Source organism: Ensifer adhaerens (genome assembly GCF_000697965.2).
GTDB classification, from domain to species: Bacteria; Pseudomonadota; Alphaproteobacteria; order Rhizobiales; family Rhizobiaceae; genus Ensifer; species Ensifer adhaerens.
The window spans coordinates 3,226,426-3,251,643 of record NZ_CP015880.1; the positions used below are offsets into that span (position 1 = coordinate 3,226,426).

At 64.4% G+C, this 25,218-nt stretch carries 24 protein-coding genes; 14 read left to right on the forward strand and 10 right to left on the reverse strand.

Annotation, left to right across the window (positions count from 1 at the left end):
* Window positions 1-8: 8 nt before the first annotated feature.
* Window positions 9-1,505, forward strand: a complete 1,497-nt coding sequence (gene lysS, locus FA04_RS15785) for a lysine--tRNA ligase (protein WP_034787063.1) — start codon at window positions 9-11, stop codon at window positions 1,503-1,505.
* A 97-nt stretch (window positions 1,506-1,602) separates the two neighbouring features.
* On the opposite strand, the gene FA04_RS15790 is transcribed toward lysS, so the two are convergent.
* Complete coding sequence (locus tag FA04_RS15790; RefSeq protein ID WP_034787288.1) at window positions 1,603-2,262, reverse strand: hypothetical protein; 660 nt, start codon at window positions 2,260-2,262, stop codon at window positions 1,603-1,605.
* Between the two features lie 199 nt (window positions 2,263-2,461).
* A complete protein-coding gene (locus tag FA04_RS15795) occupies window positions 2,462-2,785 on the reverse strand; it encodes a hypothetical protein (RefSeq protein ID WP_034787066.1) in 324 nt (107 codons plus the stop codon).
* A gap of 204 nt (window positions 2,786-2,989) precedes the next feature.
* Here FA04_RS15795 and FA04_RS15800 point away from each other — a divergent pair, with 204 nt between their 5' ends.
* From FA04_RS15800 to mnhG, 11 genes are all read left to right on the forward strand, one after another.
* A complete protein-coding gene (locus FA04_RS15800) occupies window positions 2,990-3,943 on the forward strand; it encodes a nucleoside hydrolase (protein WP_034787069.1) in 954 nt (317 codons plus the stop codon).
* 88 nt (window positions 3,944-4,031) lie between these two features.
* A complete protein-coding gene (locus FA04_RS15805) occupies window positions 4,032-5,042 on the forward strand; it encodes a ligase-associated DNA damage response exonuclease (RefSeq protein WP_034787073.1) in 1,011 nt (336 codons plus the stop codon).
* Window positions 5,043-5,046: 4 nt separating this feature from the next.
* Complete coding sequence (locus FA04_RS15810) at window positions 5,047-6,666, forward strand: cisplatin damage response ATP-dependent DNA ligase (RefSeq protein ID WP_034787074.1); 1,620 nt, start codon at window positions 5,047-5,049, stop codon at window positions 6,664-6,666.
* Window positions 6,667-6,729: 63 nt separating this feature from the next.
* The gene (locus FA04_RS15815) at window positions 6,730-6,915 is read left to right on the forward strand and encodes a DUF3008 family protein (protein ID WP_034787077.1); all 186 of its coding nucleotides are present in this window, start codon (window positions 6,730-6,732) and stop codon (window positions 6,913-6,915) included.
* A 132-nt stretch (window positions 6,916-7,047) separates the two neighbouring features.
* Entirely contained in the window at window positions 7,048-9,687 is a 2,640-nt protein-coding gene (locus tag FA04_RS15820; RefSeq protein WP_034787079.1) for a bifunctional diguanylate cyclase/phosphodiesterase, read from the forward strand.
* Window positions 9,688-9,971: 284 nt separating this feature from the next.
* Complete coding sequence (locus tag FA04_RS15825; protein ID WP_082573068.1) at window positions 9,972-12,917, forward strand: monovalent cation/H+ antiporter subunit A; 2,946 nt, start codon at window positions 9,972-9,974, stop codon at window positions 12,915-12,917.
* Window positions 12,917-13,264, forward strand: coding sequence for a Na+/H+ antiporter subunit C (locus FA04_RS15830; protein WP_034787081.1), 348 nt, complete (start codon window positions 12,917-12,919; stop codon window positions 13,262-13,264). Before FA04_RS15825 ends, FA04_RS15830 begins: the two co-directional genes overlap by 1 nt.
* A complete protein-coding gene (locus FA04_RS15835) occupies window positions 13,257-14,873 on the forward strand; it encodes a monovalent cation/H+ antiporter subunit D (protein ID WP_034787084.1) in 1,617 nt (538 codons plus the stop codon). The genes FA04_RS15830 and FA04_RS15835 overlap by 8 nt, the downstream gene beginning before the upstream one ends.
* Before the next feature lie 3 nt (window positions 14,874-14,876).
* Complete coding sequence (locus FA04_RS15840) at window positions 14,877-15,362, forward strand: Na+/H+ antiporter subunit E (protein ID WP_034787086.1); 486 nt, start codon at window positions 14,877-14,879, stop codon at window positions 15,360-15,362.
* Window positions 15,359-15,640: a K+/H+ antiporter subunit F gene (locus FA04_RS15845; protein WP_034787089.1), complete on the forward strand. Its 282-nt coding sequence runs from the start codon at window positions 15,359-15,361 to the stop codon at window positions 15,638-15,640. The genes FA04_RS15840 and FA04_RS15845 overlap by 4 nt, the downstream gene beginning before the upstream one ends.
* A complete protein-coding gene (gene mnhG, locus FA04_RS15850) occupies window positions 15,637-16,008 on the forward strand; it encodes a monovalent cation/H(+) antiporter subunit G (protein WP_034787092.1) in 372 nt (123 codons plus the stop codon). The genes FA04_RS15845 and mnhG overlap by 4 nt, the downstream gene beginning before the upstream one ends.
* A 53-nt stretch (window positions 16,009-16,061) precedes the next feature.
* Here the strand turns inward: mnhG and cobM are convergent, their stop codons facing one another.
* Window positions 16,062-16,823: a precorrin-4 C(11)-methyltransferase gene (gene cobM, locus FA04_RS15855; RefSeq protein WP_034787095.1), complete on the reverse strand. Its 762-nt coding sequence runs from the start codon at window positions 16,821-16,823 to the stop codon at window positions 16,062-16,064.
* 68 nt (window positions 16,824-16,891) lie between these two features.
* Window positions 16,892-18,133, reverse strand: a complete 1,242-nt coding sequence (locus tag FA04_RS15860) for a bifunctional cobalt-precorrin-7 (C(5))-methyltransferase/cobalt-precorrin-6B (C(15))-methyltransferase (protein WP_034787097.1) — start codon at window positions 18,131-18,133, stop codon at window positions 16,892-16,894.
* Here FA04_RS15860 and FA04_RS15865 point away from each other — a divergent pair.
* Complete coding sequence (locus FA04_RS15865) at window positions 18,102-18,887, forward strand: cobalt-precorrin-6A reductase (protein ID WP_082573069.1); 786 nt, start codon at window positions 18,102-18,104, stop codon at window positions 18,885-18,887. The two genes, FA04_RS15860 and FA04_RS15865, sit on opposite strands and share 32 nt — an antisense overlap.
* On the opposite strand, the gene FA04_RS15870 is transcribed toward FA04_RS15865, so the two are convergent.
* The 6 genes from FA04_RS15870 to ung all read right to left on the reverse strand — a co-directional run bounded on the left by FA04_RS15870 (window position 18,866) and on the right by ung (window position 24,045).
* Entirely contained in the window at window positions 18,866-19,630 is a 765-nt protein-coding gene (locus FA04_RS15870; protein ID WP_034787103.1) for a precorrin-3B C(17)-methyltransferase, read from the reverse strand. The two genes, FA04_RS15865 and FA04_RS15870, sit on opposite strands and share 22 nt — an antisense overlap.
* Window positions 19,627-20,364: a precorrin-2 C(20)-methyltransferase gene (locus FA04_RS15875; RefSeq protein ID WP_034787112.1), complete on the reverse strand. Its 738-nt coding sequence runs from the start codon at window positions 20,362-20,364 to the stop codon at window positions 19,627-19,629. Before FA04_RS15875 ends, FA04_RS15870 begins: the two co-directional genes overlap by 4 nt.
* Entirely contained in the window at window positions 20,361-20,993 is a 633-nt protein-coding gene (locus tag FA04_RS15880; protein ID WP_034787118.1) for a precorrin-8X methylmutase, read from the reverse strand. Before FA04_RS15880 ends, FA04_RS15875 begins: the two co-directional genes overlap by 4 nt.
* A gap of 2 nt (window positions 20,994-20,995) precedes the next feature.
* Window positions 20,996-22,363, reverse strand: coding sequence for a precorrin-3B synthase (cobG, locus tag FA04_RS15885; RefSeq protein WP_034787295.1), 1,368 nt, complete (start codon window positions 22,361-22,363; stop codon window positions 20,996-20,998).
* A 109-nt stretch (window positions 22,364-22,472) separates the two neighbouring features.
* Entirely contained in the window at window positions 22,473-23,243 is a 771-nt protein-coding gene (gene cobF, locus FA04_RS15890) for a precorrin-6A synthase (deacetylating) (protein ID WP_034787123.1), read from the reverse strand.
* Window positions 23,244-23,340: 97 nt separating this feature from the next.
* Window positions 23,341-24,045 carry a uracil-DNA glycosylase gene (ung, locus tag FA04_RS15895; protein WP_034787127.1) on the reverse strand — a complete coding sequence of 235 codons (705 nt, stop codon included), beginning with the start codon at window positions 24,043-24,045 and terminating at the stop codon, window positions 23,341-23,343.
* A 235-nt stretch (window positions 24,046-24,280) separates the two neighbouring features.
* Here ung and modA point away from each other — a divergent pair, with 235 nt between their 5' ends.
* Complete coding sequence (modA, locus tag FA04_RS15900; protein WP_034787129.1) at window positions 24,281-25,072, forward strand: molybdate ABC transporter substrate-binding protein; 792 nt, start codon at window positions 24,281-24,283, stop codon at window positions 25,070-25,072.
* The last annotated feature ends 146 nt before the right edge of the window (window positions 25,073-25,218 follow it).

Genomic DNA, 25,218 nt, shown 5'->3' on the forward strand with positions numbered 1-25,218 from the left:
AGAGCACGATGAACGACAAGACCGAGACCACTGGCCTCTCCTCCGACGCCACGGAAGTGCGTGCACAGAAGCTGAAGCTTTTGCGTGAGCAGATCGGCGACGTCTATCCGGCGCATTTCCACCGGACGATGAGCAATGCCGAGCTGACCGCAAAGTACGAGAGCCTGGAGCCGGACACCGAGACCCAGGATGTCGTGACCGTTGCCGGCCGCGTCTATTCCTCGCGCAACTCCGGCATGTTCATGGACATCCATGACGCCTCCGGCAAGATCCAGATCTTCAGCCATAAGGACACCACGCCGGAAGACGCCCGCGCGCTGCTGCCGATGATCGACATCGGCGACATCATCGGCGTGACCGGCGTCGTTCGCCGCACCAAGCGTGGTGAGTTGACGATCAACGCCCAGGCAATCACCATGCTGACGAAGTCGCTGCTGCCGATGCCCGAAAAGTGGCACGGCCTGTCGGACATCGAGATCCGCTACCGCAAGCGCCACCTCGACATCATGACCAACGAGGAATCGAAGCTGCGCTTCCAGCAGCGCAGCAAGATCGTCTCGGGCATCCGCCGCTTCATGGAAAACGACGGCTTCATGGAAGTCGAGACGCCGATGCTGCACTCGGTCTACGGCGGCGCCACCGCCGAGCCGTTCAAGACGCATCACAACACGCTGAAGCTCGACATGTTCCTGCGCATCGCGCCGGAACTGTACCTGAAGCGCACGCTGGTTTCGGGCCTCACCGACAAGGTCTTCGAGATCAACCGCAACTTCCGCAACGAAGGCGTCTCCACCCGGCACAATCCGGAATTCACCATGATGGAGTGCTACTGGGCCTATGCCGACTACGAGGACATCATGGACCTCGTCGAGCGGCTGTTCGGTGAGCTTGCCATGGCGATCCACGGCTCGACCGAGTTTGCCTATGGCGACAAGGAAATCTCCTTCAAGGGTCCGTTCCGCCGCGTGCCGATGCCCGACGCTGTCAAGGAAGCGACCGGCATCGACTTCCTGGCGATGAAGACCGACGAAGAAGCCCGCGCTGCCGCCAAGGCTGCCGGCTTTGAGGTCGAGAAGGACTGGACCTGGGGCGAGTGCCTCGCCTTCATCTTCGAAGAGAAGGTCGAAGGCACGCTGATCCAGCCGGCCCACGTCACGCATTTCCCGAAGGACATCTCGCCCTTTGCCAAGGAAGTGCCGGGCGAACCGCGCCTCGTCGAGCGTTTCGAGACCTATTGCAACGCCTGGGAACTGGGCAACGCCTTCTCCGAACTTAACGATCCGGAAGAGCAGCGCGCACGCATGGTCGAGCAGCTGGAACAGGCCCACGCCCGCGGCGAAAAGGCCAAGCAGCTCGACGACGAGTTCCTTGACGCGATCGACCAGGGCATGCCGCCGGCCGGTGGCCTCGGCATCGGCGTCGACCGCCTGATCATGCTGCTCACCAACGCACCGTCGATCCGCGACGTCATCCTCTTCCCGGCCCGCCGGCAGAAGGCTGACTGATCAAGGTCGCAAAACCCACGAACACGAAGGCCCGCCGCTCACGCGCCGGGCCTTTTTCAATTCTCAGAAAGAACGGATTACCGAACGTAACCCGGGCCTAGTGGCCCGCAGGCGCCTCGGCGGTCTCGGCCGGCTTGGCCTCCTGCTCACCGGCGCCGCCCTCGGCGCTCACGCCATCGGCCGGTGCGGCCGATGGGTCGATGCATGGCGAATGGTCGTCCATGGCCGCCATCATCGTGCGGATGTCGTCCATCGAAAGGTCGACGGTCTTGCCATGGAAGACGCCGACAGAATTTGCCGTGCCGTCATTGTAGAACGCCCGAAACGTCTCGCTCATGCCCGGAACGCTCTGCGGACCGGGGGCGAAGAGCACCTCCGCACCGATCGCCGCACCGCGCACGTCAGCCCGGTTTTCGGGACCGGCGGAATCGAGCACGACGACCTGATAGAGATCTGCCCGCTCGGCCTTCGCGAGGGCGCCCACGACGCGCAACGCCGTGCGCATGCGCGCCTGGCCGTCGGCGCGGTCGGTCTTGACGTGCATGCGGATCCAGCGCTGGCCGTTGTGGCCGAGCTTCAACGTGCGAATGGTCGTGCACTCGAGGCCCGAAACCTTCGGCTTGGAAAGTTCCGCCATGAGCGCATCGCGGCTGACATAGACGGCAGCACCGCCCGAAGCGGCGGAAACACCGAAAGCCGCCGTGAGAATGACGAGCAGTCTCTTTGATGGCCTGATCTTGCCGAGGATAGCCTTCACGAGCGTGGACTCCGCCATCATATCCAGAAATTGCAGAAAGCCCGGAACGGGCAGCACAACATTAGGCGCGCGACCTTTCGGAAAGTTTAAATTGCGGTAGCGATCTTCCGGCAACCCGCAAGACACCGGCGGGTGGCAGATCAACAGACAGGAGGCCGGTGATTGTGCGCCGGCCTCCTGTCTGAAGCATGCACGCCGATCAGTCGACGGCGATATCGATCCGGTCGCGGCACTCGCGGTAAGGCGAAAGATGCACCTTGCCCGAGGCATCGATCCACCGGCGGTTTTCGACGCAATAGGCGCCCGACTTCGTCAGGATGACCTTGGGGCGCCGCCGGCTGTAGCTGTCGTTGGCATGGGTGAAGGAACCGATGCCGGCATACCAGTCGCTGCTGTCGGAAGAACCGTGTCCGCCACCACCGCCGCCGCGGCCCTTGCCACCGGCACTTTGGGCAAAGGAGGGGGCGGCAAACGACGTTGCCGCGGTGACGACGATCATGGAAACAAGGACCAGCCGATGCATGACATTACCTCCCGGTTGACTGGATGAGCCGTTCTCATCCACACGCAGAGCTTGCCATGCTCGCCCGGTTGGTGATGTTCCCATGGAAACCATGGCCAGAGGCGCGGCCGCTCCCCGAGTCAACCCGGATGGCGATTGACATTCGCAGCCATCTTGCCTCCATTGCGAGCCGTCAAACACAAGAACAAGAAAAGAAGAACGAGAATGCATAAAGTCATCTTTGATACGGATCCGGGCATCGACGATGCAATGGCGCTGCTTTTCCTGCACCGTCACCCGGCCATCGACCTGATCGGCATCACCACCGTATTCGGCAACGCCTCGGTCGAAACCACTACCCGCAACGCGCTGTTCCTGAAGCAGCGTTGGGGCATCGATGCGCCCGTCGCCAAGGGTCTCGACAAGACTTTCAATCCCGACCGCCCGCATGTCGGCTGGCCGACCTTCATCCACGGTGACGATGGCCTCGGCAACATCGACGTGCCCGAGACGGTCGACCTGCCGGTCGATCCGCGCCCGGCGCACCGCTTCATCATCGACACCGTTCGCGCCCATCCCGGCGAAGTGACGCTGATCGCCGTTGGCCGGATGACCAACCTGGCGCTGGCACTGCGCGAGGATCCCGATTTCGCAGCGCTCGTGCGCGAAGTCGTCATCATGGGTGGCGCCTTCGACGTCAACGGCAACATCACGCCGGCTGCCGAGGCCAACATCCACGGCGACCCGGAAGCTGCCGACGTCGTGATGACGGCGCCCTGGCCGGTCACCGTCGTTGGCCTCGACGTCACCACCCAGACCGTGATGACCAAGGCGATGATCGCCGATATCGCCGAACGCGGCGGCGACGCCGGCAAGCTGCTTGCCGATATCTCAAAATTCTACGTCACCTTCTACGAGCAGCACGTGCCCGACGGCATGGTCGTGCATGACAGCTGCGCCTGCGCCTATGTCGTGGCGCCCGACCTCTTCACCGTCAGGAGCGGATCGATCCGTGTCGTCTGCGGCGGCATTGCCGACGGCCAGACGATCCAGAGCCCCGACAACCGTTTGTTCCCGCCAAGCCCCTGGGACGATCTGCCGAGCCAGAAGGCCTGCATCGACATCGATGCCGCCCGCACGCTGAAGCTCATTATCGACACGCTGGTTCTGCCCGGCTGAACCTGATCGAGGCGCAGCGAATGTTGCGCCTTGAAAAACTTGAACAAGACGGCTGGCGAATGCGCATTCGCCGGCTATCTTTCAGTCCATGAAACCGGACGCCCTGCTCTACCCCGCCCCCAAAGGCCTCTATTGCCCGATCGGTGACTTCTACATCGACCCGGTTCAACCGGTCGAAAGGGCGCTGATCACACACGGCCATTCCGACCATGCCCGCGCGGGGCACGGCCACGTGCTCGCCACCCGCGAGACCCTCGACATCATGCGCATCCGCTACGGCGACGACTTCTGCGGCACGAGCCAGGCGATCAGCCTCGGTGAACCCCTTGTCGTCAATGGCGTCGACGTGGGCTTCCATCCGGCCGGTCATGTACTCGGCTCGGCGCAGATCTCCGTTCGTGCAAACGGCGTGCGCATCGTCGCGTCTGGCGACTACAAGCGACGGCGGGATCCGACCTGCGCTGGCTTCGAGCCGGTCGCCTGCGATGTCTTTATCACCGAAGCCACCTTCGGCCTGCCGGTCTTCCACCACCCGGACGATCGCGCGGAAACCCGCAAATTGCTGACGTCGCTCGCCCAGTTTCCCGAGCGCACGCACGTGGTCGGTGCCTATGCGCTCGGCAAGGCGCAGCGGGTGATCGCACTCCTGCGCGAAGAGGAGTATCACCAGCCGATCTTCATCCATGGCGCCCTGCAACGGCTGTGCGACTACTATCAGAGCCAGGGCATCGACCTCGGCGCCCTACGTCCGGCAACGCTTGCCGCCGACGAAAAGCAGGATTTCAAGGGCACGATCGTGATCGGCCCGCCCGCCGCCTTCGCCGATCGCTGGTCGCGGCGCTTCTCCGACCCGATTGCCAGTTTCGCTTCCGGCTGGATGTTGATCCGGCAACGAGCGAAACAGCGGGGCGTCGAGCTGCCATTGATCATCTCCGACCATTGTGACTGGGCCGAACTGACGGCAACGATCACCGAGATCGCGCCGGCCGAGGTCTGGGTCACGCACGGACGCGAAGAAGCGCTGGTGCGCTGGTGCGAGCTCAAGGGCATCGCCGCCCGCCCGCTTCACCTCGTCGGCTACGACGACGAGGGAGAGTGACGAGATGCGCGCCTTCGCCGAACTGCTCGACCGCCTCGTCCTCAGCCCGCAGCGCAATGCCAAGATCCGCCTGCTTGTCGATTACTTCCGGACCGCGCCGGACCCGGATCGCGGCTATGCGCTCGCGGCGATCGCCGGCACGCTGTCGCTCAACACCGTCAAGCCGGCGATGATCCGCGACCTCTTGCTCGAACGCATGGACGCGGTGCTTTTCCAGTATTCCTACGACTATGTCGGTGACCTCGCCGAAACGGTGTCGCTCGTCTGGGAGCCGCCTGCCGGCACCGTAGAGGCGGACATACCGCTTGGCGAGGCCATCGAGCGTCTGCAAAGGACCGGACGGGCCGATGTGCGCGGCGTCGTTCGCGACATGCTCGACCGATTGGATACGTCGGCGCGCTTCGCCTTCCTCAAACTTGTGACGGGCGGCCTTCGCATCGGCGTATCGGCGAAGCTCGCCAAGCAGGCGCTCGCCGACATGGGCGGCAAGGACGTCGCCGAGATCGAGACCCTCTGGCACGGCCTGTCGCCGCCCTATCTGCCGCTCTTCCGCTGGCTTTCGGGCGAGGCGGAAAAGCCCGAGCTTTCGACGCCGGCCGTCTTCCATTCGGTCATGCTCGCCAATCCTGTCGGCGACGGCGATCTCGACGGGCTCGACCCCAAGGACTTCGCTGCCGAATGGAAGTGGGACGGGATCCGCGTGCAGCTTGCCAATATCGGCGGCGTGCGCCGGCTCTATTCCCGCAGTGGCGACGAGATTTCCGGCGCCTTTCCCGACGTCCTGGAGGCCGTCGACTTCACCGGGGTGATCGATGGCGAACTGCTCGTGGGCGGCACCGCGCGCAGCAACCGCGCAACCCGAACTTTCGCCGACCTGCAGCAACGGCTGAACCGCAAGACGGTCAACCCTAAGCTCATCGAGACCTATCCGGCCTTCGTCCGCGCCTATGACATTCTCTTCTCAGGCGAAGAGGACGTTCGCCCACTGGGTTTCGTCGAACGACGCGCGCGGCTCGCCGACATCGTCGAGCGCGCCTCGCCGCAGCATTTCGACCTGTCGCCGCTGGTGCCCTTCTCGTCCTGGCAAGAACTCGACAGCCTGCGCGCCGACCCGCCCGATCCGGTGATCGAGGGCATCATGCTGAAACGGCTGGATTCGCCCTATACGCCGGGCCGCGTCAAAGGCCCGTGGTTCAAGTGGAAGCGCGCGCCCTTCAACATCGACGCGGTGCTGATGTATGCCCAGCGCGGCCACGGCAAGCGCTCGAGCTACTACTCCGATTACACCTTCGGCGTCTGGACCGACATCGACGGAAAGGAAACGCTGGTACCGGTCGGCAAGGCCTATTTCGGCTTCACCGATGCCGAACTGGAAATTCTCGACCGTTTCGTCCGGGACAATACGACCGAGCGCTTCGGGCCGGTGCGCGCCGTCAGGGCCGAGCCCGAGTTCGGTTTCGTCGTCGAGGTCGCCTTCGAGGGTATCAACCGCTCGAGCCGCCACAAGTCGGGCGTCGCCATGCGCTTCCCGCGCATCGCGCGCCTGAGACAGGACAAGCTGCCGCGTGACGCCGACCGGCTGGAGACGCTGCAGGCGATGATCGAAGCGCGGGAGAATACCTAGCTTCGCGGAACATCCGGCGCTGCCTCGCGTTGGCCAGGGCAACCAACCGAAAGGCGATGTGCCATGCCAGCCAAGTCGAAAGCCCAACAGCGTGCAGCCGGCGCTGCCCTTGCCGCCAAGCGCGGCGACGTCAAGAAATCCAGCCTCAAGGGCGCCTCGCGCGAAATGGAGAAATCCATGAGCGAAGGTGAACTCGAAGACCTTGCAGAAACCAAGCACAAGAAGCTGCCCGAGCACAAAGGTGACTGAGACGCGAAGGAATAAAAGCGGGACCTAAAACAAGGTTTATTAAGACCCTTTTGGGATTATCCGGCTCAAGACATAGCCATTCGCGTGCCGCCGGGGTGTTTCGTGCCTGCCAGACATGCTTTCAACCTCGGGATGAAGAGGCTCTCCAGGGTTTTGACGCCAAGCTATCTTCCGGCGATCATTGCCGCCTTCGTTGTTCTGGTCGCTGGCATCCTTGCGGACAACCAGAACCAGGTGGTCGACGAGGCGCGCCAGCGCGCGCGCGTCGCCGAGGAACTCAATCCCATCCGCTCCAAGCTCGAGGCCAACGTCAACGGCAACATCCAGCTCGTGCGTGGGCTGATCGGCACGCTGGTCACCGAGCCGGCAATGGATCAGCAGCGCTTCGCCGCGCTGTCGCGCAGCGTCTTCACCGAGCGCTCGCAATTGCGCAGCATCGCGGCTGCGCCCAATCTCATCGTCTCGCTCGTCTACCCGCTCGAACAAAATCGCCGCGCACTCGGCCTCGACTACCGCCGGAACGAAGCGCAGCGCGCCGCCGTCATGCGCGTAAAGGACACCGGCCAAATGGTGCTTGCCGGGCCTGTCGATCTCGTCCAGGGCGGCAAAGGGCTGATCGGCCGCTTCCCCGTATCGATAGACGCCGGCGGCGGCAGCAACCGCTTCTGGGGCATCGTCTCGGCCATCATCGACGTGGACCGGCTCTATCGCGACAGCGGCCTTTCTTCCGATGAACTCGGCTTAGACGTCGCCATTGCCGGTCAGGACGGCACAGGCGCGCAAGGTCCGGTCTTTTACGGCGACGCCAATATTTTCCGTGGCTCGCCGGTCGAAATGACCGTGCTCCTACCCGGCGGTTCCTGGCATATCGCAGCCGTTCCGAAGGGCGGTTGGCCGACGACGGCGGGCAACGCCTGGCTCATCCGCGGCCTCATCGTCATCGGCGGACTGATGATCATCCTGCCGATGGTGTTGACCGGGCGCCTCTTGAGCGAGCGGCAAGGCAACATTCGTGCGCTCAGATACAGCAAGGTGCAGCTCCAGGAACTGTCCCATCGGCTGAAGATCGCGCTCGACTCCTCCCAGATCGGCATCTGGGAACTCGACATCGCCAGCAAGAAGCTGCTCTGGGACGAGCGGACCAAGGAACTCTATGGGCAAAAGACGTCGTTGCGTCAGGCCTATGACGACTGGAAGGACGCGCTGCACCCCGACGACCTCGACCGCGCCGAGCGGGAATTTGCCGAGGCGCTGGAATCCGGGCTCGCCTACAATTCCGACTTCCGCGTTCGCCTCCCCGACGGCAGCACGCGCCACATCCGGGCCAACGGCTCGTTCTATATCGGCGCCGACGGCCACAGGAAGATCGTCGGGGTCAACTGGGACGTGACCGCCGACTTCGAAACCCGCGAAACGCTTTTCGAAGCCAAGCGCACCGCGGAGGCGCACAGCGTCGAACTCGAAGCGGCGCGCCATCGCATGGAGTTCAACGCGCTGCACGATCCGCTGACCGGCCTGCCAAACCGGCGTTTCCTCGACCAGGTCCTGGCCGATCGCGACCGGCATTTCGCGCGGGAGGCGAAACTCAGCATCTTCCACATGGACCTCGACCGCTTCAAGCAGATCAACGATACGCTCGGCCACGCGGCCGGTGACGAGATCCTGCGGCATGCCGCCGAGCTTCTGCGCGGCAATGCCGACGAAAAGGACTTCGTCGCCCGCATCGGCGGCGACGAATTCGTGCTCGTCCGCCAGGATGGAGGCATCGAGCCGGATGCCCGGCTGGCGTCACGCATCATCGAGGCGATGAGCGTGCCCGTCCGCTACAAGGACCAGGAGTGCCGCATCGGCGTCAGCATCGGCATCGCCGCCCAAAGCCAGACGAGCGAAGAGCTGTCGCACGTGCTCGTCAACGCCGACATCGCGCTCTATGAAGCCAAGCGCCGCGGCCGCAACCGCCACGAGATCTTTACCGGCGAACTGAAGACGGCCGTCTTCAAGACCAAGCAGACGGCCGACGAGATCCTGCGCGGGCTCGAACACAACGAATTCATCGCGCATTTCCAGCCGCAGTTCTGCCCGCGCTCGCTCGACATCATCGGCGTCGAGGCGCTGGCGCGCTGGGACCATCCCACCAAGGGCCTGCTCGGCCCGCACACGTTCCTGAAGACGGCCGAAGACATCAACGTCGTGGCCGCGATCGACCAGGCGATCCTGGAGCAGGCGCTGTTCCAGATCTATCGCTGGGAAGCAAGCGGCATTCGTATCCCCAAAGTCTCTGTCAATCTCTCCTATGCCCGGCTTCACGACGAAAATCTGATCGAGCGCCTGGAACAGTTGCAGATCCCGGCCGGCCGCCTGTCGTTTGAACTGTTGGAGTCGATCTCCTTCGACGAAAGCGACATGACGGTCCTGTCGAACATCCGCCGGATCAAGGAACTCGGCATCGCCATCGAGATCGACGATTTCGGCACCGGCTATGCATCCATCGTCAGCCTGTTGAAGCTGACGCCGCGACGCTTGAAGATCGACCGCCAGCTCGTCCTGCCGATCCTCAAATCCCCAGCCGAAAAGCGTCTGGTCGAGTCCATCATCGACATCGGTACGTCGCTCGGCATCGAAGTGATCGCCGAAGGCGTCGAGACCCTCGAACACGCGGCCATCCTGAAGGAACTCGGCTGCCATGGGCTGCAAGGTTATGCTTTCGCGCGGCCCATGAGCGCCAACGACCTTGCGACCTTCGCCTTCGAGCGTCGGTGGCTGGCAGCCTGAGAGGCTTCGGCCTCAGCTAAAAAGCGCAGGTGCGTGCATTTTTCGCAGGCTTGAGGCTTGGCAGCCCTGCCGCGAATCGCCATAAAAACAATTGCCTGCCTCCACATTCTTGGGAATGGCGGCATCACCTGCGGCAGTCGCTGATGCGACCGCCCTTTCGGGCCTCTAGAGTGTCTCGCTTCAAGTGGAACCACTGAAAGCGGAAAAGATGCTCTAGAATCAAAATCCTGGTGCGTCCCTTGTGCATTCTTTTGGAAAGCACGGCGCTCGGGTGCCCGCTCTCCATGAACCCGAACGAAGGGAACGGTACGATCGAATACGCGGGAAAATTGCTTTCTGTCTTCATTCTCGCCCCATTTGTGGGAAGCCTCCTTGCAATCTTCTTTCCGCCCGATCAGCGCGGTGCGACAGCCTGGTTTGCAGGAGCGATCGCCCTCCTTTGTTTCCTCGTCGCCGCCGGCCTCTATCCCTTCGTCACCTCGGGCGGCGTCCTGCGCTATGACATCGCCTGGCTGCCGGAACTCGGCCTCAACTTCACGCTCCGGATGGACGGCTTCGCCTGGCTCTTCACGGTTCTGGTAACCGCGATCGGCGTGCTCGTGGTGCTTTACGCCCGCTACTATATGGCCGCGGAAGACCCGGTGCCGCGCTTCCTGTCGCTTTTCCTCGCCTTCATGGGCTCGATGCTCGGCGTCGTGCTTTCAGGCAATCTCATCCTGCTCGCCGTCTTCTGGGAACTGACGAGCATCGTCTCCTTCCTTTTGATCGGCTACTGGCACCACAATGCCCACGCCCGTGACGGCGCCCGCATGGCGCTGACCGTGACCGGCACAGGCGGCCTCTGCATGCTCGTCGGCCTTCTGCTGATGGGTCGCATCGTCGGCAGCTACGATCTCGACGTGGTGCTCGCCTCCGGCGACCTCATCCGCAACTCGCCGCTCTACATGCCGGTACTGATCCTGGTGCTGCTCGGCGCGCTGACGAAGAGCGCGCAGTTCCCGTTCCATTTCTGGCTGCCGCACGCCATGTCGGCGCCGACGCCGGTTTCGGCCTATCTGCATTCGGCAACCATGGTGAAGGCCGGCGTCTTCCTGTTGGCGCGCCTCTGGCCGGTCATGGCCGGCACCGAGGCCTGGTTCTGGATCGTTGGCCTTGCCGGTCTTTCGACGCTGCTGCTCGGCGCCTATTTCGCCATCTTCCAGCAGGACCTCAAGGGCCTGCTCGCCTATTCCACTATCAGCCATCTCGGCCTGATCACCGTGCTCCTGAGCCTCGGCAGCCCGCTGGCCGCGGTCGCCGCGGTCTTCCACATCGTCAACCACGCGACCTTCAAGGCGTCGCTGTTCATGGCGGCCGGCATTATCGACCACGAGACCGGAACGCGCGACATGCGCAAGCTCGGAGGGCTGATCAGGTACATGCCTGGAACGGCGGTGCTCGCCATGGTCGCGAGCGCGGCCATGGCTGGCGTACCACTCTTGAACGGCTTCATCTCGAAGGAAATGTTCTTCGCCGAAGCGATCGAAACGCACCAGGCCAACATTCTCGATACGATGACGCCCTATGTCGCGACGCTCGCCGGCATGTTTGCCGTTACCTATTCGCTGCGCTTCATCCACAGCGTCTTCTTCGGCAAAACGCCGGAGGACCTGCCCAAGGTGCCGCACGAGCCGCCGCGCTGGATGCGTGTGCCGATCGAGTTCCTGGTGCTCGCCTGCCTCGTCGTCGGCATCATTCCGGCGATCACCATCGGCCCGTTCCTGCACACGGCTGTCGTCTCCATTCTCGGCGCCAACACGCCCTATTACAGCCTTTCCGTCTGGCACGGCTGGAACCTGCCGCTGATCATGAGCTTCGTCGCTCTTGCCGGCGGCATCGGTCTCTACTTCCTGATGCGCAACTACCTCGCCACCAGCGTCGAGGGGCCACCGATCTTCCGCCTGCTGCACGGCCAGCGCATCTTCGAGCGCGTGCTGGTAACGCTCTCCTGGAAATGGGCGCGTTCGCTGGAGCAGCGCCTCGGCACGCGGCGGCTGCAGCCGCAGATGCGCTTCCTCGTCTTCATCGCGATCGCCGCCGGCGCGCTGCCGCTGCTTCTCAATCATTTCGAGCTGCCGCCGCTTCTCGTGCGCAGCATCGATCCGGCCTTTGCCCTCCTCTGGGCGGTCGGCATCGCCTGTGCCATCGGTGCTGCGATCCTGGCGAAGTTCCACCGGCTGGCGGCACTCGTGCTGCTCGGCGGCGCCGGGCTCACCACCTGCCTCACCTTCGTCTGGCTTTCGGCGCCGGATCTGGCGGTTACACAGCTCCTCGTCGAGATCGTCACGACGGTGCTGATCCTGCTCGGCCTGCGATGGCTGCCGAAGCGCATCGAGGACACCGAGGAAACCGAGCTCTTGTCGCTGAAGGTCCGCTTCCGGCGCCTGCGTGACTTCCTGCTGGCGATCGTCGCCGGCGGCGGCGTGGCGCTGATCGCCTATACGATCATGACCCGGCCCATGCCTGACACGATCGCGAGCTACTTCCTCGAGCGCGCCTACAAGGAGGGCGGCGGCACCAATGTCGTCAACGTCATCCTCGTCGACTTCCGCGGCTTCGACACGCTCGGCGAGATCGCGGTGCTGGCGATCGTCGCGCTTACCGTCTTCGCCCTGCTGCTGCGCTTCCGCCCGCAGGCCGACAGCCTGGAGGCTCCGGAACAGCAGCGCGTCCAGAACGCCTTCGACGACGATCACCCGGATCGCAACAAGGGTGACAGCGTGGCTGAATACCTGTTCGTGCCATCGGTGATCATGCGTTGGATGTTCCCGGTCATCGGCATGCTCGCAGCCTACCTCTTCCTGCGCGGCCATGACCTGCCGGGCGGAGGCTTTGCTGCCGGCATCGCCATGTCGATCGGCTTCATCCTACAATACATGTCCGGCGGAACCCGCTGGGTCGAGGAGCGGCTGCGCATCCATCCGCTGCGCTGGATGAGCATCGGGCTTCTGGTGGCCGCTGCGACCGGCATCGGCTCCTGGTTCTTCGGCTATCCGTTCCTGACGTCGCATTCGCAATACGTGACGCTGCCAATCATCGGCAAGTTTCCGCTGGCGAGCGCCCTGTTCTTCGATCTCGGCGTCTTCTCGCTGGTGCTCGGCGCGACCGTGCTGATCCTCATCGCGCTCGCCCACCAGTCGATCCGCGCGCCGCGTGCCCATGCACGCGCCATGCGAAAGGAGGCACGCTGATGGAGATCATTCTCTCTGCCGCCATCGGCGTGCTTACGGCATCCGGCGTCTACCTGCTGCTGCGTCCCCGTACCTATCAGGTGATCATCGGCCTCTCGCTGCTCTCCTATGCGGTCAATCTCTTCATCTTCGGCATGGGGCGCCTTCGCGTGAACGCGCCGCCGGTGCTGGAGCCAGGCGGTGTCGGCGATCTCAGCCGCTTCACCGATCCGGTGCCACAGGCCCTGGTGCTGACAGCGATCGTCATCGGCTTTGCCATGACCGCGCTCTTCCTCGTCGTGCTGCTCGCCTCGCGCGGCTTCACCGGCACCGACCACGTCGACGGCAGGGAGCAGCGCCATGACTAACTGGATGCACCACCTGCTGATCCTGCCGATCCTGCTGCCGCTGATGGTCGGCGCCGCGATGATCCCGATCGACGAGCGCAACCGCTCGCTCAAGGGTGTGCTGAGCTTCGTCTCGACGCTCGCGCTCTTCATCCTCTCGATCGTGCTGATGCGGATCGCCTCGATGGATGGGGCGCCCGCAGGCAACGGCGTCTATCAGCTCGGCAACTGGCCCGCCCCTTTCGGCATCGTGCTGGTGCTCGACCGCCTTTCGGCACTGATGCTGTGCCTGACGAGCGGACTGGCGCTTGCCGCCCAGGCCTATTCGATCGCGCGCTGGCACACCGCGGGCCATCATTTCCATTCGCTGTTCCAGCTCTTGATCGCCGGCCTCAACGGTTCGTTCCTGACCGGCGACCTCTTCAACCTCTTCGTCTTTTTCGAAATCATGCTGGCGGCGTCCTACGGGCTGCTGCTGCACGGCTCCGGGCCGCTGCGCGTCAAGGCCGGCCTGCACTATGTCGCGATCAACCTCGCCGCCTCTTCGCTCTTCCTGATCGGCGTCAGCCTGATCTATGGCGCGACCGGCACGCTCAATATGGCCGATCTCTCCATGAAGCTGGCGACGCTCTCGCCGGAGGATCGCCAGATGGTCGAGGTCGGTGCCGGCGTGCTCGGCGTCGCCTTCCTGGTGAAGGCCGGCATGTGGCCCTTGAGCTTCTGGCTGCCGACGGCCTATGCAGCCGCGACGCCGCCGGTCGCCGCCGTCTTTGCGATCCTCACCAAGGTCGGCATCTATGTCATCCTCAGGCTGTCGCTGCTGGTCTTCGGCGCGAGTGCCGGCGCGTCTGCCGGTTTCGGCCAGCCGATCCTGCTTGCCGGCGGCCTGCTGACGATCGCCTTCGGCGCCATCGGCGTGCTCGCATCGCAGGCCATGGGCCGCCTCGCCGCCTATTCGGTGCTGGTCTCCTCCGGCACCCTGCTCGCCGCCATCGGCCTCGGCCACCCAAGCATGATCGCCGGTGCGCTCTTTTACCTCGTCAGCTCGACACTGACGATCGCCGCCTTCTTCCTGCTGATCGAACTGGTCGAGCGCGGACGTGACGCCGGCGCCGACGTTCTGGCGGTGACGATGGAAGCCTACGGCGACGCCGACGAGGACGAGGAGGAAGAAGAAGTCGGCTCGGCGATCCCCGGCACGATGGCGATCCTCGGCCTCTGCTTCTGCCTTTGCGCCCTCTTGCTTGCCGGCCTGCCGCCGCTCTCCGGCTTCGTCGCCAAGTTCGCGATCCTCGGCGGTCTCTTCGGCCTGTCGGGAGCGGAAGCCACCCCGGCGGTCTCCGCCGCCGACTGGACCTATGTCACGCTGCTGATCGTTTCCGGTCTCGCCGCGATGATCGCTATGAACCGCGTCGGCATCCGCACCTTCTGGGCGTCGATCGAAAACACCGTGCCGCGCGTCGTGGTCATCGAGATCACCCCCGTCGTCGTGTTGCTCGCTGCCTGCATCTTCTTAAGCGTGCAGGCCGGGCCGGCGATGCGCTACATGCAGGCAACAGCGGATTCGCTCTTCGATCCTGCGGGTTATACGGAGCGGGTGCTCTCAGCGCCGCGGGCGGGAGGGCAATAGGCGATGCGCACCTGGCTCCCCTATCCCCTGCTCTCCGTCGGGCTGCTCATCATCTGGCTCCTGCTCAATCAGTCGGTTGCGCCCGGCACCTTCCTGATGGGGACGGTACTGGCAACCGGTCTTGGCTGGGTGACGCTGAAGCTTGGCCTCGTGCGCTCGCACCCGCGCCGGGTTCTGTTGATCGTGCGCTTCGGCTTTGCCGTCGCCGTCGACGTGATCCGCTCGAACATCGCCGTCATCGCCGTCATCCTGCGTGGCCAGCGCCGACCGCCGAACTCGGGCTTCCTGACCATCGATCTCGATCTGGAAGACGAAAACGCCCTGGCGCTGCTTGCCTGTGTCATGACAGCCACGCCGGGAACGGCCTGGCTCGAATACGATCGCGGCCGCAAGTCCCTGCTCTTCCACGTGCTCGACATGGAGAACGAGGACATTTGGCTCGATACGGTCAAGCGCTATGAGACCGCCCTGAAGGAGATATTCGGATGATGGAACTATCAATCATCTGGTCGATCCTGATTGCCCAGATCATGCTCGGCCTGGCGATGGCTTTTGCCTTCTATCGCATGGTGAGGGGACCGCGCGCCCAGGACCGCATCCTCGGCCTCGACACGCTCTATATCAACGCCATGCTGATGCTCTTGACCTTCGGCATCCGCACGGCCAACTCGCTCTATTTCGAGTCCGCCTTGATCGTGGCTTTGATCGGCTTCGTCTCGTCGATCGCCTTCGGCAAGTTCCTGATGCGCGGGGAGATCATCGAATGAGCCACCTCACCGACCTTCCCGTCTGGGCAGCCGTTCTCGTCTGCGGGCTCACCGTCCTCGGCGCCGCAGTGGCGCTGATCGGCTCCGTCGGCCTGCTCCGGTTCACCAGCTTCTACGAGCGCCTGCACGCACCGACGCTGGCGACCAGCGGCGGCGTACTGATGATCTGCACCGCCTCTATCATCTGCTTTGCCGTGCTGCAGAGCCGCTGGGTATTCCACGAAATCCTGATCATCGTCTTCGTCGTCGCCACCACGCCGGTGACGCTAATGCTGCTTGGACAGGCAGCGCTCTACCGCGACCGCGTCGAGGAAAAGCGCGGCGTCCCGCTCAAGCAGCGGCCGCCGCGCGAAGAACCGGCAGAATAGGTTTCAAAGCCCTCTCAGCGGGAAACTTAGGCCGATCCCCGAGGGAGTGCGGCCTATTCGCCGCGCCCTCTGAAGCGCCGCTGATAGGCGGGATCGTAGAGCGAGCTTTCACGGAAATCAGAGGCTTCGAGCCCCGGACCGACGAAGATCAGCGCCGTGCGCTCGATCGGCTCTTCCGCCACCTTGGCGGCGATGTCGCCGAGCGTGCCGCGCACCACGCGTTCGTCCGGCCAGGAGGCCTTGACGACGATGGCGACCGGGCAGTCGGCACCGTAGAGCGGCGTCAGTTCCTCGACCACCTGCTGAAGCGCATGGATCGCAAGGTGGATTGCCAGCGTCGATCCAGTAGCGCCGAAAGCGGAAAGCGTTTCTGAGTTCGGCATCGGCGAGGCGCGGCCCGAAACGCGGGTCAGCACCAGGCTCTGGGCCACGGCCGGAATGGTCAGTTCGCGACCGAGCGCTGAAGCCGCCGCCGCAAAGGAAGGAACGCCCGGCGTCATCGTATAGGCGATGCCATGCTTCTCGAGCCGGCGGATCTGTTCGGCCACAGCACTCCAGACCGAGAGGTCGCCCGAATGAAGCCGCGCCACGTCGAGCCCTTCGGCTTCGGCCTTCACATACTCCGCCTCGATCTCGTCGAGCGACATCGGCGCCGTATCGACAATGCGGGCGCCCGGCGGGCAATATTGCAGCAGCTCCGGCGAGACGATCGAGCCGGCGTAAACGCAGACCGGGCAGCGCCCGATCAGGTCGCGACCACGCACCGTGATCAGGTCTGCGGCTCCCGGGCCGGCGCCGATGAAATGTACCGTCATAGGTTACTCTTTCTTTTTCTTACGCAGTTCCGGACGCAAAACCGCGTCACACTTTCGCTGGAACTGCTTTAGCCCTTCGTCCACGACCATTGGGTGACCGGCATGGCCGGCTTCCAGCCGGTCATGCCACCGATGGGTCCTGCACGCGCGATATCGATGCGGATCAGCGAACCGCCGAGCCGCGCGTGATGATCGAGCAGCACCGCTTCCATGTCCGTCGTCACCGCGTTGGCAACCAGCCGTCCGCCTGACTTGAGCGCCTCGATCGCTGCTTCCATGACGCCGTCTTCGCTGCCGCCGCCGCCGATGAAGATCGCGTCCGGTTGTGGCAGGCCGGCAAGCGCCGCCGGCGCCTCGCCTTCGACAACCGTCAGCCCGGGCACGCCGAACATCGTCGCGTTGCGGCCGATGCGCGCTGCCCGCTCCGGCTCCACCTCGATGGTGATCGCCTGCATGGTCGGATCGGCGAGCATCCATTCGATGCCGATCGAGCCGGAGCCGCCGCCGATGTCCCATAGCAGTTCGCCCTTGCGCGGTGCGAGTGCCGACAGCGTCAGCGCCCGGACCTCGCGCTTGGTGATCTGCCCGTCATGTTCGAACAGCGCATCGTCGCGGCCGGCGGCAAGCGGCAGGATGCGCGCGCCCTCGTCGGCCGCCACCTCAATGGCGCAGACGTTCAAAGGATGCACGAGGCCGAGCATGAAGCGCGCGGCGATCTGCGTCGTCACCCGTTCGCCGGCGCCGCCAAGCGCCTCGAGAACCGTCAGCCGCGACTGACCGAAGCCGCTCGAAACCAAGAGCTCGGCAAGGTCCCTGGGGCCGGCGCCATCGGAGGTCAGCGTCAGCACCTTGGCGCCCGGATGAAGATGCGGCCGGACGAGATCCAGCGGCCGCCCATGGACGGAGACGAGCGTCGCATCCTGCAGCGCCCAGCCGAGGCGCGAGGCGGCAAGACTGATCGACGACGGCGCCGGAAGCGTGCGTATTTCGGCCGAGGCGATGCGGCGCGCCAGCGTCACGCCGACGCCGAAGAAGAACGGGTCGCCCGAGGCAAGCACCACCACCGGGCTGCCGCGACGCGCGACGATCTCGACGACCGAGCGTTCGAGGGGGCTTAGCCAATTGTGCGCTTCGCCGGTGATGAGGGAGGCGGCGAGCTCCAGATGACGATGGCCGCCGTAGACGACCGGCGCTTCGGCGATCAGCCGCTTGGCCTCGTCGCCGAGACCCGCTACACCATCCTCACCGATACCGATGACGGTCAGCCAGGGGGAGACGATGGCGGGTTCGCTGTTCGACACGTCAGCCATGGAAAAACCTCGTATTCTGATTCTGGGTGGCACCACCGAGGCACGCGAACTCGCGCGCCGCTTGGCCGAAGATGTCCGCTACGACACCGCCATCTCGCTGGCCGGCCGCACCGCGGACCCGCGGCCGCAGCCGGTCAAGACGCGCATCGGCGGCTTTGGCGGCGCCGATGGGCTGGCGCATTTCCTGCATGACGAAAATATCGCGCTGCTGGTCGATGCGACGCACCCTTTTGCCGCACGCATTTCGCACAACGCCGCGGAAGCAGCGCAAAGAACCGGCGTTGCGCTTATCGCCCTCCGCCGACCGGAATGGGTGCCCCTGCCTGGCGACCGCTGGACTGCTGTCGATAGCGTTGTCGAGGCCGTCAGCGCGCTCGGTGATCGGCGACGCCGCGTCTTCCTGGCGATAGGTCGACAGGAAGCTTTCCACTTCGAGGTCGCGCCGCAGCACAGCTACGTCATCCGCAGCGTCGATCCGGTGACGCCGCCGCTTAATCTGCCCGACCAGGAGGCGATCCTGGCGACCGGTCCCTTTGCGGAAGCCGATGAAGCCGCGTTGCTCAGGAGCCGGCAGATCGATGTGATCGTCGCCAAGAACAGCGGCGGCAGCGCCACCTACGGCAAGATTGCCGCAGCGCGCCGGCTCGGCATCGAGGTGATCATGGTCGAGCGGCGCAAGCCCGCGGACGTGCCGACGGTCGGCAGTTGCGACGAGGCACTCAACCGCATCGCTCACTGGCTCGCCCCTGCATAGAAGCGCGGCGTGTAGACGAGATCGGGTTGGCTGTCGCGCTCGACGATTCGCGTCTCCGGCGAGCCGATGATGACGCATGTCGCCATGTCGGCGCGGTTGGCATCGGCCTCGCCGAGCGGCATCACCGCGATCCGTTCGTCCGGCCGCCCGGCCGCACGGCCGAAGATGACCGGAACCGTTGCCGGCAGAACGCTGCGCAGAAGCTCGAAGGCCTCACCGAGCTGCCAGGGCCGCGCCTTGCTGATCGGATTGTAGAGCGCAATGACGAAGCCCGCTTCCGCCGCCAGCCTGAGGCGCCGGGTGATGACTTCCCAGGGCTTCAGATTGTCGGAAAGCGAGATCGCACAGAAATCATGACCGAGCGGCGCGCCGATGCGGGCGGCAACGGCGAGCATCGCGGTCACGCCGGGCGTGATCACCAGTTCAACCGACTTCCATTCCGCCGGTCCCTTGTCGATCGCCTCGCAGACGGCGGCCGCCATGGCAAAGACACCGGGATCGCCACCGGAGACCATGCAGACCTTCACGCCTGCCGCAGCCCGCGTCAACGCGACCTGTGCCCGATCGAGCTCCTCGCGGTTGTCCGAGGCGACACGGATCTGATCCGGTCTGAGGTTCAGCCGGTCGAGATAGGGAAAGTAGCCGTAAAACTCCTGAGCGGCCGCAACGGCTTCCGCCGTTTCCGGCGTCATCTGCTTGGCGCTGCCCGGTCCGGTACCGACGACATAGAGCGTACCGGTCATGGTCGGTCCTTCCAGCCGGGAACGAGCACCAGCGAGAAATAGGGCGCCTCGTCGTCGGCCTTTTCCGCAAGAGCCGTCATCGCCGCGTTCTTCATCGTGCCGCGTTCGACATAGACGGCCTGGTCGAGACGGCCGGAGGCAGCGAGCGCCCGACGGATCTTCGGCAAATTGCGCCCGACCTTCATGATCACGGCGGCTTCGGTATCCGCAAGCCTGCGGCCGAGCTCGGCCTCGGCCATGGTGCCCGGAAGCACCGAGAGCACGTCGTCGCCCTGCACCAGCGGCAGGCCGGCAAGCGACCAACAGCCGGACATGGCGGTAATGCCGGGGATCACCTCGACCGGGAAACGATTGGCGAGCCGCACATGCAGGTGCATGTAGGAACCATAGAACAGCGGGTCGCCTTCACTGAGCACGGCGACCGTGCGTCCGGCGGCAAGATGCGCCGCTACCGCTTCGGCCGACGCATTGTAGAAGTCGGTGATCTGGGTCTTGTAGGCGCCATCGTCCTTGTCGATTTCGGTCGTCACCGGATAGTATAGCGGCAGCTCGACAAGATCGGGCTTCAGCAGACCCTCGACCACCGCGCGGCCGTTACCGCTTCGCCCGGCCTTGGCGAAATAGGCAAGCACATCGGCTTGCCCGAGCGCCTTCACCGCCTTGACCGTCAAAAGTTCCGGATCACCGGGGCCGGTCCCAACACCGATCAGGCGCCCCACGCCGACGCCGCTCACAGGCCCGGCCTCGCGAGCGAGTTGAGCGCTGCCGCCGTCATGGCGCTGCCGCCGAGCCGGCCGCGCACGATGGCGAAGGGAACGCCATAGGAATTCTCGGCCAACGCATCCTTCGATTCCGCCGCGCCGACGAAACCGACGGGCATGCCGAGGATTGCCGCCGGCTTCGGCGCGCCGTCGCGCAGCATTTCCAAGAGGAAGAACAGCGCCGTCGGTGCGTTGCCGATCGCGACCACCGAACCGGCCAGCCGCTCGCTCCAGAGCTTCAGGGCTGCGGCGGAGCGGGTGTTGCCGATCTCGGCCGCAAGGCCGGGCGTGCGAGGATCGCGCAGCGTGCAGATCACCTCGTTGCCGGCCGGCAGACGGGCGCGGGTGACACCGTGCGCAACCATCTCGGCATCGCAGAGGATCGGCGCACCGGCTTTCAGCGCCGCACGGGCCGAGCTTACGAAATCGGGAGAAAACACGAACTGCCTGGTCGCCTCGACGGAACCGCAGGCGTGCACCATGCGCACCGCCAGATCCGCTTCCTCTTCGGAGAAGCGCGACAGATCGGCCTCGGCGCGGATGATGGCGAAGGAACGCTCGTAGATGGCGTTGCCATCGCGAATGTAATCATACTCAGGCATGTCTATCCCTGTTCGAACGCTGCCGAGACGCGCGCAGCTCCGAGCCGTGTAAGACAGGACTGCGCCGATTCGCCAGCGTCTTTGTTTTGCCGCACCAGCCGGCCGAGCCGGGCAAGGGCGGATCCCATTCCATTCTCATCGGTGTAAGCGCTTGGCAAGCCATTGGCAGCCCCATTTACGACAAGCCCGTATCCTGATGGCGCACCGACCAGCGTCAGTTCGGACGGCTTCGGCCGGGCGCAGCCCTTGGCGCAGCCGGAGAGATGCACGGCGAGCGACCCGTCGAGCAATTCCGGCGCCGTCTCGACGAGGCGCTCGGCCATGCCCTTGGTTTCCATCCACGCCGAGGCGCAACCCCTGCTGCCGGCGCAGGTGGCGATCGCGTTGCGCGGATCCTGCTCGGCAATGCGAAAACCGTGTGCCGCTGCCAGGCTCTGCGCCACAGCCGCCGTCTCGGGGCAAAGGCCGAGGACGAAGAAGGCGTGCCCGGGCGCAAGCCGGATCGCATTGGCGCCAAGCGCCTGGACCTGATGCAGGTAGGATGCCAGCGCGGCGGCCTCCACCTGAGCAAAGGCCAGACCGAGGCCAAGAACGGTGTCGGCGTTACCCAGCGCATGAATGCCGGGTATTGCGGCCGAACGCGGAGCGGCCGGGCGTTCGGACGATGTCTCACAGCGACAGAGCGCACGGATTTCCGACGGGTCCAGATCGCGCCCGCGCACCGTCGTGCCCAGGATCGCCAGTTTCTCGAGAATGGTGGCCAGGGCCGGCACGACCGCGTTGCCGGCCAACGTCCCGACGATCGATGCCTTCGTTGCCGTGCCGCCAAGCGACAGCACCCAGGCCACCCCCGCGACAGTCGAAACCGCCTGAAGGCGAATGTCGGCGACGACAGCGCCGAGACCAAACCGGCCACCGCTATCGATGACGACGGATAGTTTGGGTGCAAGCTTCAACGGCACCTGGCGCGCACCCAAGGCTTCACGAAGCTCAGTGGCAATCGGCCGCGGATCGGCGATCTCGTCCGGGTCGATGCCGGCTAGGGGCGGCACCTCGATCGCGAGCCCCTCGGCAATGGCGATCTCCGCATCGCCGATCGCCTGCGCCAGCATTGGCCCCGAAGCCGCGCTCAGGCCGCGAAGCTGCAGGTTTCCGCGCGCGGTAATCTCGATGATGCCATTGCCGAAGCGCTCGGCAGCCGTGGCAAGGGCAATGACCTTCGGCAGCGTCAGGCTGTGATCCGTTGGCCTCACCCTCACGAGCAGGCCGTCGCCGGTCTGCATCGGCTCTGCCAAGGACGGGCAGGCACCGCGGCGCATCGAAGCGACGGTGCCGGCATCTCCGGTCAATGGAAGGGCGCAGCTGGTCATCAAATCCGCCATCACTTGAGGCTCTCCTCCCTGAAGAAGCTCTTAAGACGCTATAACACAGCCGCAAACCTTGAGTGAGATCAAACACGACGCAGATCGGCCCTCCCCGTCACTCGTCGAAGTCGGCGCCCTTGCGCAGGAGATAGATGTCCATGATCCATCCCATCTTCGCGCGCGCCGCCGCCCGCGTTTCAAGGATCCGGTCCTTCACCTCAGCCACGCGGCCGGAAATGACGATCTCATCCGGCGTGCCGAGATAGGCGCCCCAATAGATCTCCGCTTCCGGGTCCTCGACCCGCTGAAACGCCTGTTCGCCATCGAGCATGACGACCGAGGTCTGGCTCTTCTCGGGAAAGCTTTCGTGCAGCCGACGCCCCGTGGTGATCTCCACGGGCTTGCCGACGAGGTTCAGCGGAATGCGGTGGCTGGCGCAAAGCGCCTGCAGACTGGTGATCCCGGGAATGACGTCGTAGGCGAAGGCGACCTCACCGCGTGCCTTGACCCGCTCGACGATGCGAATGGTGCTGTCATAGAGCATCGGGTCGCCCCAGACGAGAAACGCGCCGGTTCCCTCTTCGCCCAACTCCTTCGACAGAAGCGCTTCATAAATCCCAGCGATCTGGGCGTGCCAGTCATCGACGCTGCCGTCATAGCTGACGCCTTCGGTGCGCCGCACGGGCACCGCGAACTCGACGGTGCGGCTGTCCTTGCGCGTGACGTAGCGGGCGCAGATGTCGCGGCGCACTTCGGCAAGCTCGGTCTTCTTCGCTCCCTTGGTCGGGATAAAGAGCACGTCGGCGCGGTTCAGCGCGTTGATCGCCTGCACGGTCATGTGTTCGGGATTGCCCGAACCGATGCCGATGATCAGAATTTTGCGCATGCCCGCCTCCGCCATTTCGTTCGGGCGTCTTAGGCGGATCGCCGCCGCCAAGGCAAGACCTCAGGGCGACGACAAAGCCGTCATTCGCGCCAAGCCTTCAGTTGATGTCCGCAGCCGGATTTTCCGGCAGCCGCCAGTCGATCGGATCGAAGCCTTTGCCTTCAAGGAAGGCATTGGCCTGGGAAAAATGCCGGCAGCCGAGAAAGCCGGAATGGGCCGAGAGCGGCGACGGATGCGGTGCTCTCAGGACAAGATGGCGCGAGCGGTCGACGAAGGCCGCCTTCTTCTGCGCATAGGAGCCCCAGAGCATGAAGACGACGGGATGCTCGGCCTCGTTGACCGCACGGATGATCGCATCCGTGAACTTTTCCCAACCGTGACCCTGGTGTGATGCCGCGTTGCCGCGCTCTACCGTCAGCACGCTGTTGAGGAGCAGCACACCTTGCTTCGCCCAGCTTTCGAGAAAGCCGTGTCGCGCCGGCGGAATGCCGAGATCTGTATTCAGCTCCTTGTAGATATTGACGAGCGAGGGCGGCGTCCGGACACCGGGGCGAACGCTGAAGCAGAGCCCATGCGCCTGGCCGTCACCGTGATAGGGATCCTGGCCGAGAATGACCACGCGCACCTTGTCGAGCGGCGTCAGGTCGAGCGCGCGAAAATACTCAGGCCCGCGAGGGAAAATCTGCCGGCCCTCGTTCTTCTGGGCCACGAGGAACTGCTTGAGGTCAGCCATGTAGGCGCTGGCGAATTCCGGTGCCAACGCTTCCTTCCAGCTTTCTTCAAGCTTCACTGCCGTTTCCATTGCACGTCCGCTCCATGTCAGGGCATCGAGGCCGCAATTTAGGCCGCCCGGACATCATCGCAAGCCCAATCGCGCCCGCCGCAGGAATGCTGCACCGGTTTTGCCGGGCGGCCACAACCACACGGGTATTACGCTAGCCCTTTTGAGGAGCATTGTATTTCAACAGATACAACGGTAATCAGGAGGCGATATCGTTGTATCCTAAGAGATATCACGCATCGTTGGAGGGAAATCGATGATCAAGAGAAGAGACTGGCTGAAGGGACTGGTGCTGGCGCTCGGCCTCGCCTGGGCCGGCGCAAGTGTTCTGCCGGCGTCCGCACAGGCGGAAGAAAAGGTGACGGTCTTTGCGGCTGCGAGCCTGAAGAACGCGCTCGATGCGATCAATGCCGAGTGGCAGAAGGAAAGTGGCAAGGAAACGACCGTTTCCTACGCGGCCAGCTCGGCGCTGGCCAAGCAGGTGGAACAGGGCGCGCCCGCCGACGTCTTCATCTCTGCCGACCTCGCCTGGATGGACTACCTCGCCGAAAAGAAGCTGATCAAGGACGACACCCGCGCAAACCTGCTCGGCAACCGCATCGTGCTCGTCTCCGGCAAGCAGGACGCTGCCCCGGTCGAAATCAAGCAGGGCTTCGATCTCGCAGCCATTCTCGGTGACGGTCGCCTTGCCATGGGTGCCGTCGATTCCGTTCCGGCCGGCAAGTACGGCAAGGCTGCGCTCGAAAAGCTCGACGCCTGGAAGGCCGTGGAGGCCAAGGTCGCCGGCGCTGAAAGCGTTCGTGCCGCCCTCCTGCTCGTTTCGCGCGGCGAAGCGCCGTACGGCATCGTCTACCAGACCGATGCCGCGGCAGACCCGGGCGTCAAGGTCGTCGGCACCTTCCCGGAAGACAGCCATCCGCCGATCATCTACCCGATCGCGATCACGGCCGAGAGCAAGAGCCCTGATGCGGCGGCCTACATCGACTTCGTCAAGTCGGCAAAGGCTGCTGAACTCTTTGAAAAGCAGGGCTTCACAGTCCTGAAGTAGCCGGCTGAAATAGGCGCTAGTGCCGTCTGTCCAGAGGCAGGCGAAGCATCTAACGTCATGTTCGCGTCGCCCGCGCCCAAACGCGGGCGACGCGAACATTTGTCAGAGGCAATAGGGGGCAGACAGCCGCGTCCCACAAGCCTCGT

Excerpts from the sequence above, each read along its gene's own strand:
- FA04_RS15870 (WP_034787103.1), bottom strand. The coding sequence starts at position 19,630 with ATGACCGGTACGCTCTATGTCGTCGGTACCGGACCGGGCAGCGCCAAG.
- FA04_RS15805 (WP_034787073.1), top strand. The coding sequence starts at position 4,032 with ATGAAACCGGACGCCCTGCTCTACCCCGCCCCCAAAGGCCTCTATTGC.
- FA04_RS15860 (WP_034787097.1), bottom strand. The coding sequence starts at position 18,133 with ATGGCTGACGTGTCGAACAGCGAACCCGCCATCGTCTCCCCCTGGCTG.
- FA04_RS15865 (WP_082573069.1), top strand. The coding sequence starts at position 18,102 with ATGGCGGGTTCGCTGTTCGACACGTCAGCCATGGAAAAACCTCGTATT.
- FA04_RS15830 (WP_034787081.1), top strand. The coding sequence starts at position 12,917 with ATGGAGATCATTCTCTCTGCCGCCATCGGCGTGCTTACGGCATCCGGC.
- FA04_RS15825 (WP_082573068.1), top strand. The coding sequence starts at position 9,972 with ATGAACCCGAACGAAGGGAACGGTACGATCGAATACGCGGGAAAATTG.
- lysS (WP_034787063.1), top strand. The coding sequence starts at position 9 with ATGAACGACAAGACCGAGACCACTGGCCTCTCCTCCGACGCCACGGAA.
- ung (WP_034787127.1), bottom strand. The coding sequence starts at position 24,045 with ATGGAAACGGCAGTGAAGCTTGAAGAAAGCTGGAAGGAAGCGTTGGCA.
- FA04_RS15810 (WP_034787074.1), top strand. The coding sequence starts at position 5,047 with ATGCGCGCCTTCGCCGAACTGCTCGACCGCCTCGTCCTCAGCCCGCAG.
- FA04_RS15840 (WP_034787086.1), top strand. The coding sequence starts at position 14,877 with ATGCGCACCTGGCTCCCCTATCCCCTGCTCTCCGTCGGGCTGCTCATC.
- FA04_RS15795 (WP_034787066.1), bottom strand. The coding sequence starts at position 2,785 with ATGCATCGGCTGGTCCTTGTTTCCATGATCGTCGTCACCGCGGCAACG.
- mnhG (WP_034787092.1), top strand. The coding sequence starts at position 15,637 with ATGAGCCACCTCACCGACCTTCCCGTCTGGGCAGCCGTTCTCGTCTGC.
- cobF (WP_034787123.1), bottom strand. The coding sequence starts at position 23,243 with ATGCGCAAAATTCTGATCATCGGCATCGGTTCGGGCAATCCCGAACAC.
- FA04_RS15835 (WP_034787084.1), top strand. The coding sequence starts at position 13,257 with ATGACTAACTGGATGCACCACCTGCTGATCCTGCCGATCCTGCTGCCG.
- FA04_RS15880 (WP_034787118.1), bottom strand. The coding sequence starts at position 20,993 with ATGCCTGAGTATGATTACATTCGCGATGGCAACGCCATCTACGAGCGT.
- FA04_RS15815 (WP_034787077.1), top strand. The coding sequence starts at position 6,730 with ATGCCAGCCAAGTCGAAAGCCCAACAGCGTGCAGCCGGCGCTGCCCTT.
- FA04_RS15800 (WP_034787069.1), top strand. The coding sequence starts at position 2,990 with ATGCATAAAGTCATCTTTGATACGGATCCGGGCATCGACGATGCAATG.
- cobM (WP_034787095.1), bottom strand. The coding sequence starts at position 16,823 with ATGACGGTACATTTCATCGGCGCCGGCCCGGGAGCCGCAGACCTGATC.
- FA04_RS15845 (WP_034787089.1), top strand. The coding sequence starts at position 15,359 with ATGATGGAACTATCAATCATCTGGTCGATCCTGATTGCCCAGATCATG.
- cobG (WP_034787295.1), bottom strand. The coding sequence starts at position 22,363 with ATGACCAGCTGCGCCCTTCCATTGACCGGAGATGCCGGCACCGTCGCT.
- FA04_RS15820 (WP_034787079.1), top strand. The coding sequence starts at position 7,048 with ATGAAGAGGCTCTCCAGGGTTTTGACGCCAAGCTATCTTCCGGCGATC.
- modA (WP_034787129.1), top strand. The coding sequence starts at position 24,281 with ATGATCAAGAGAAGAGACTGGCTGAAGGGACTGGTGCTGGCGCTCGGC.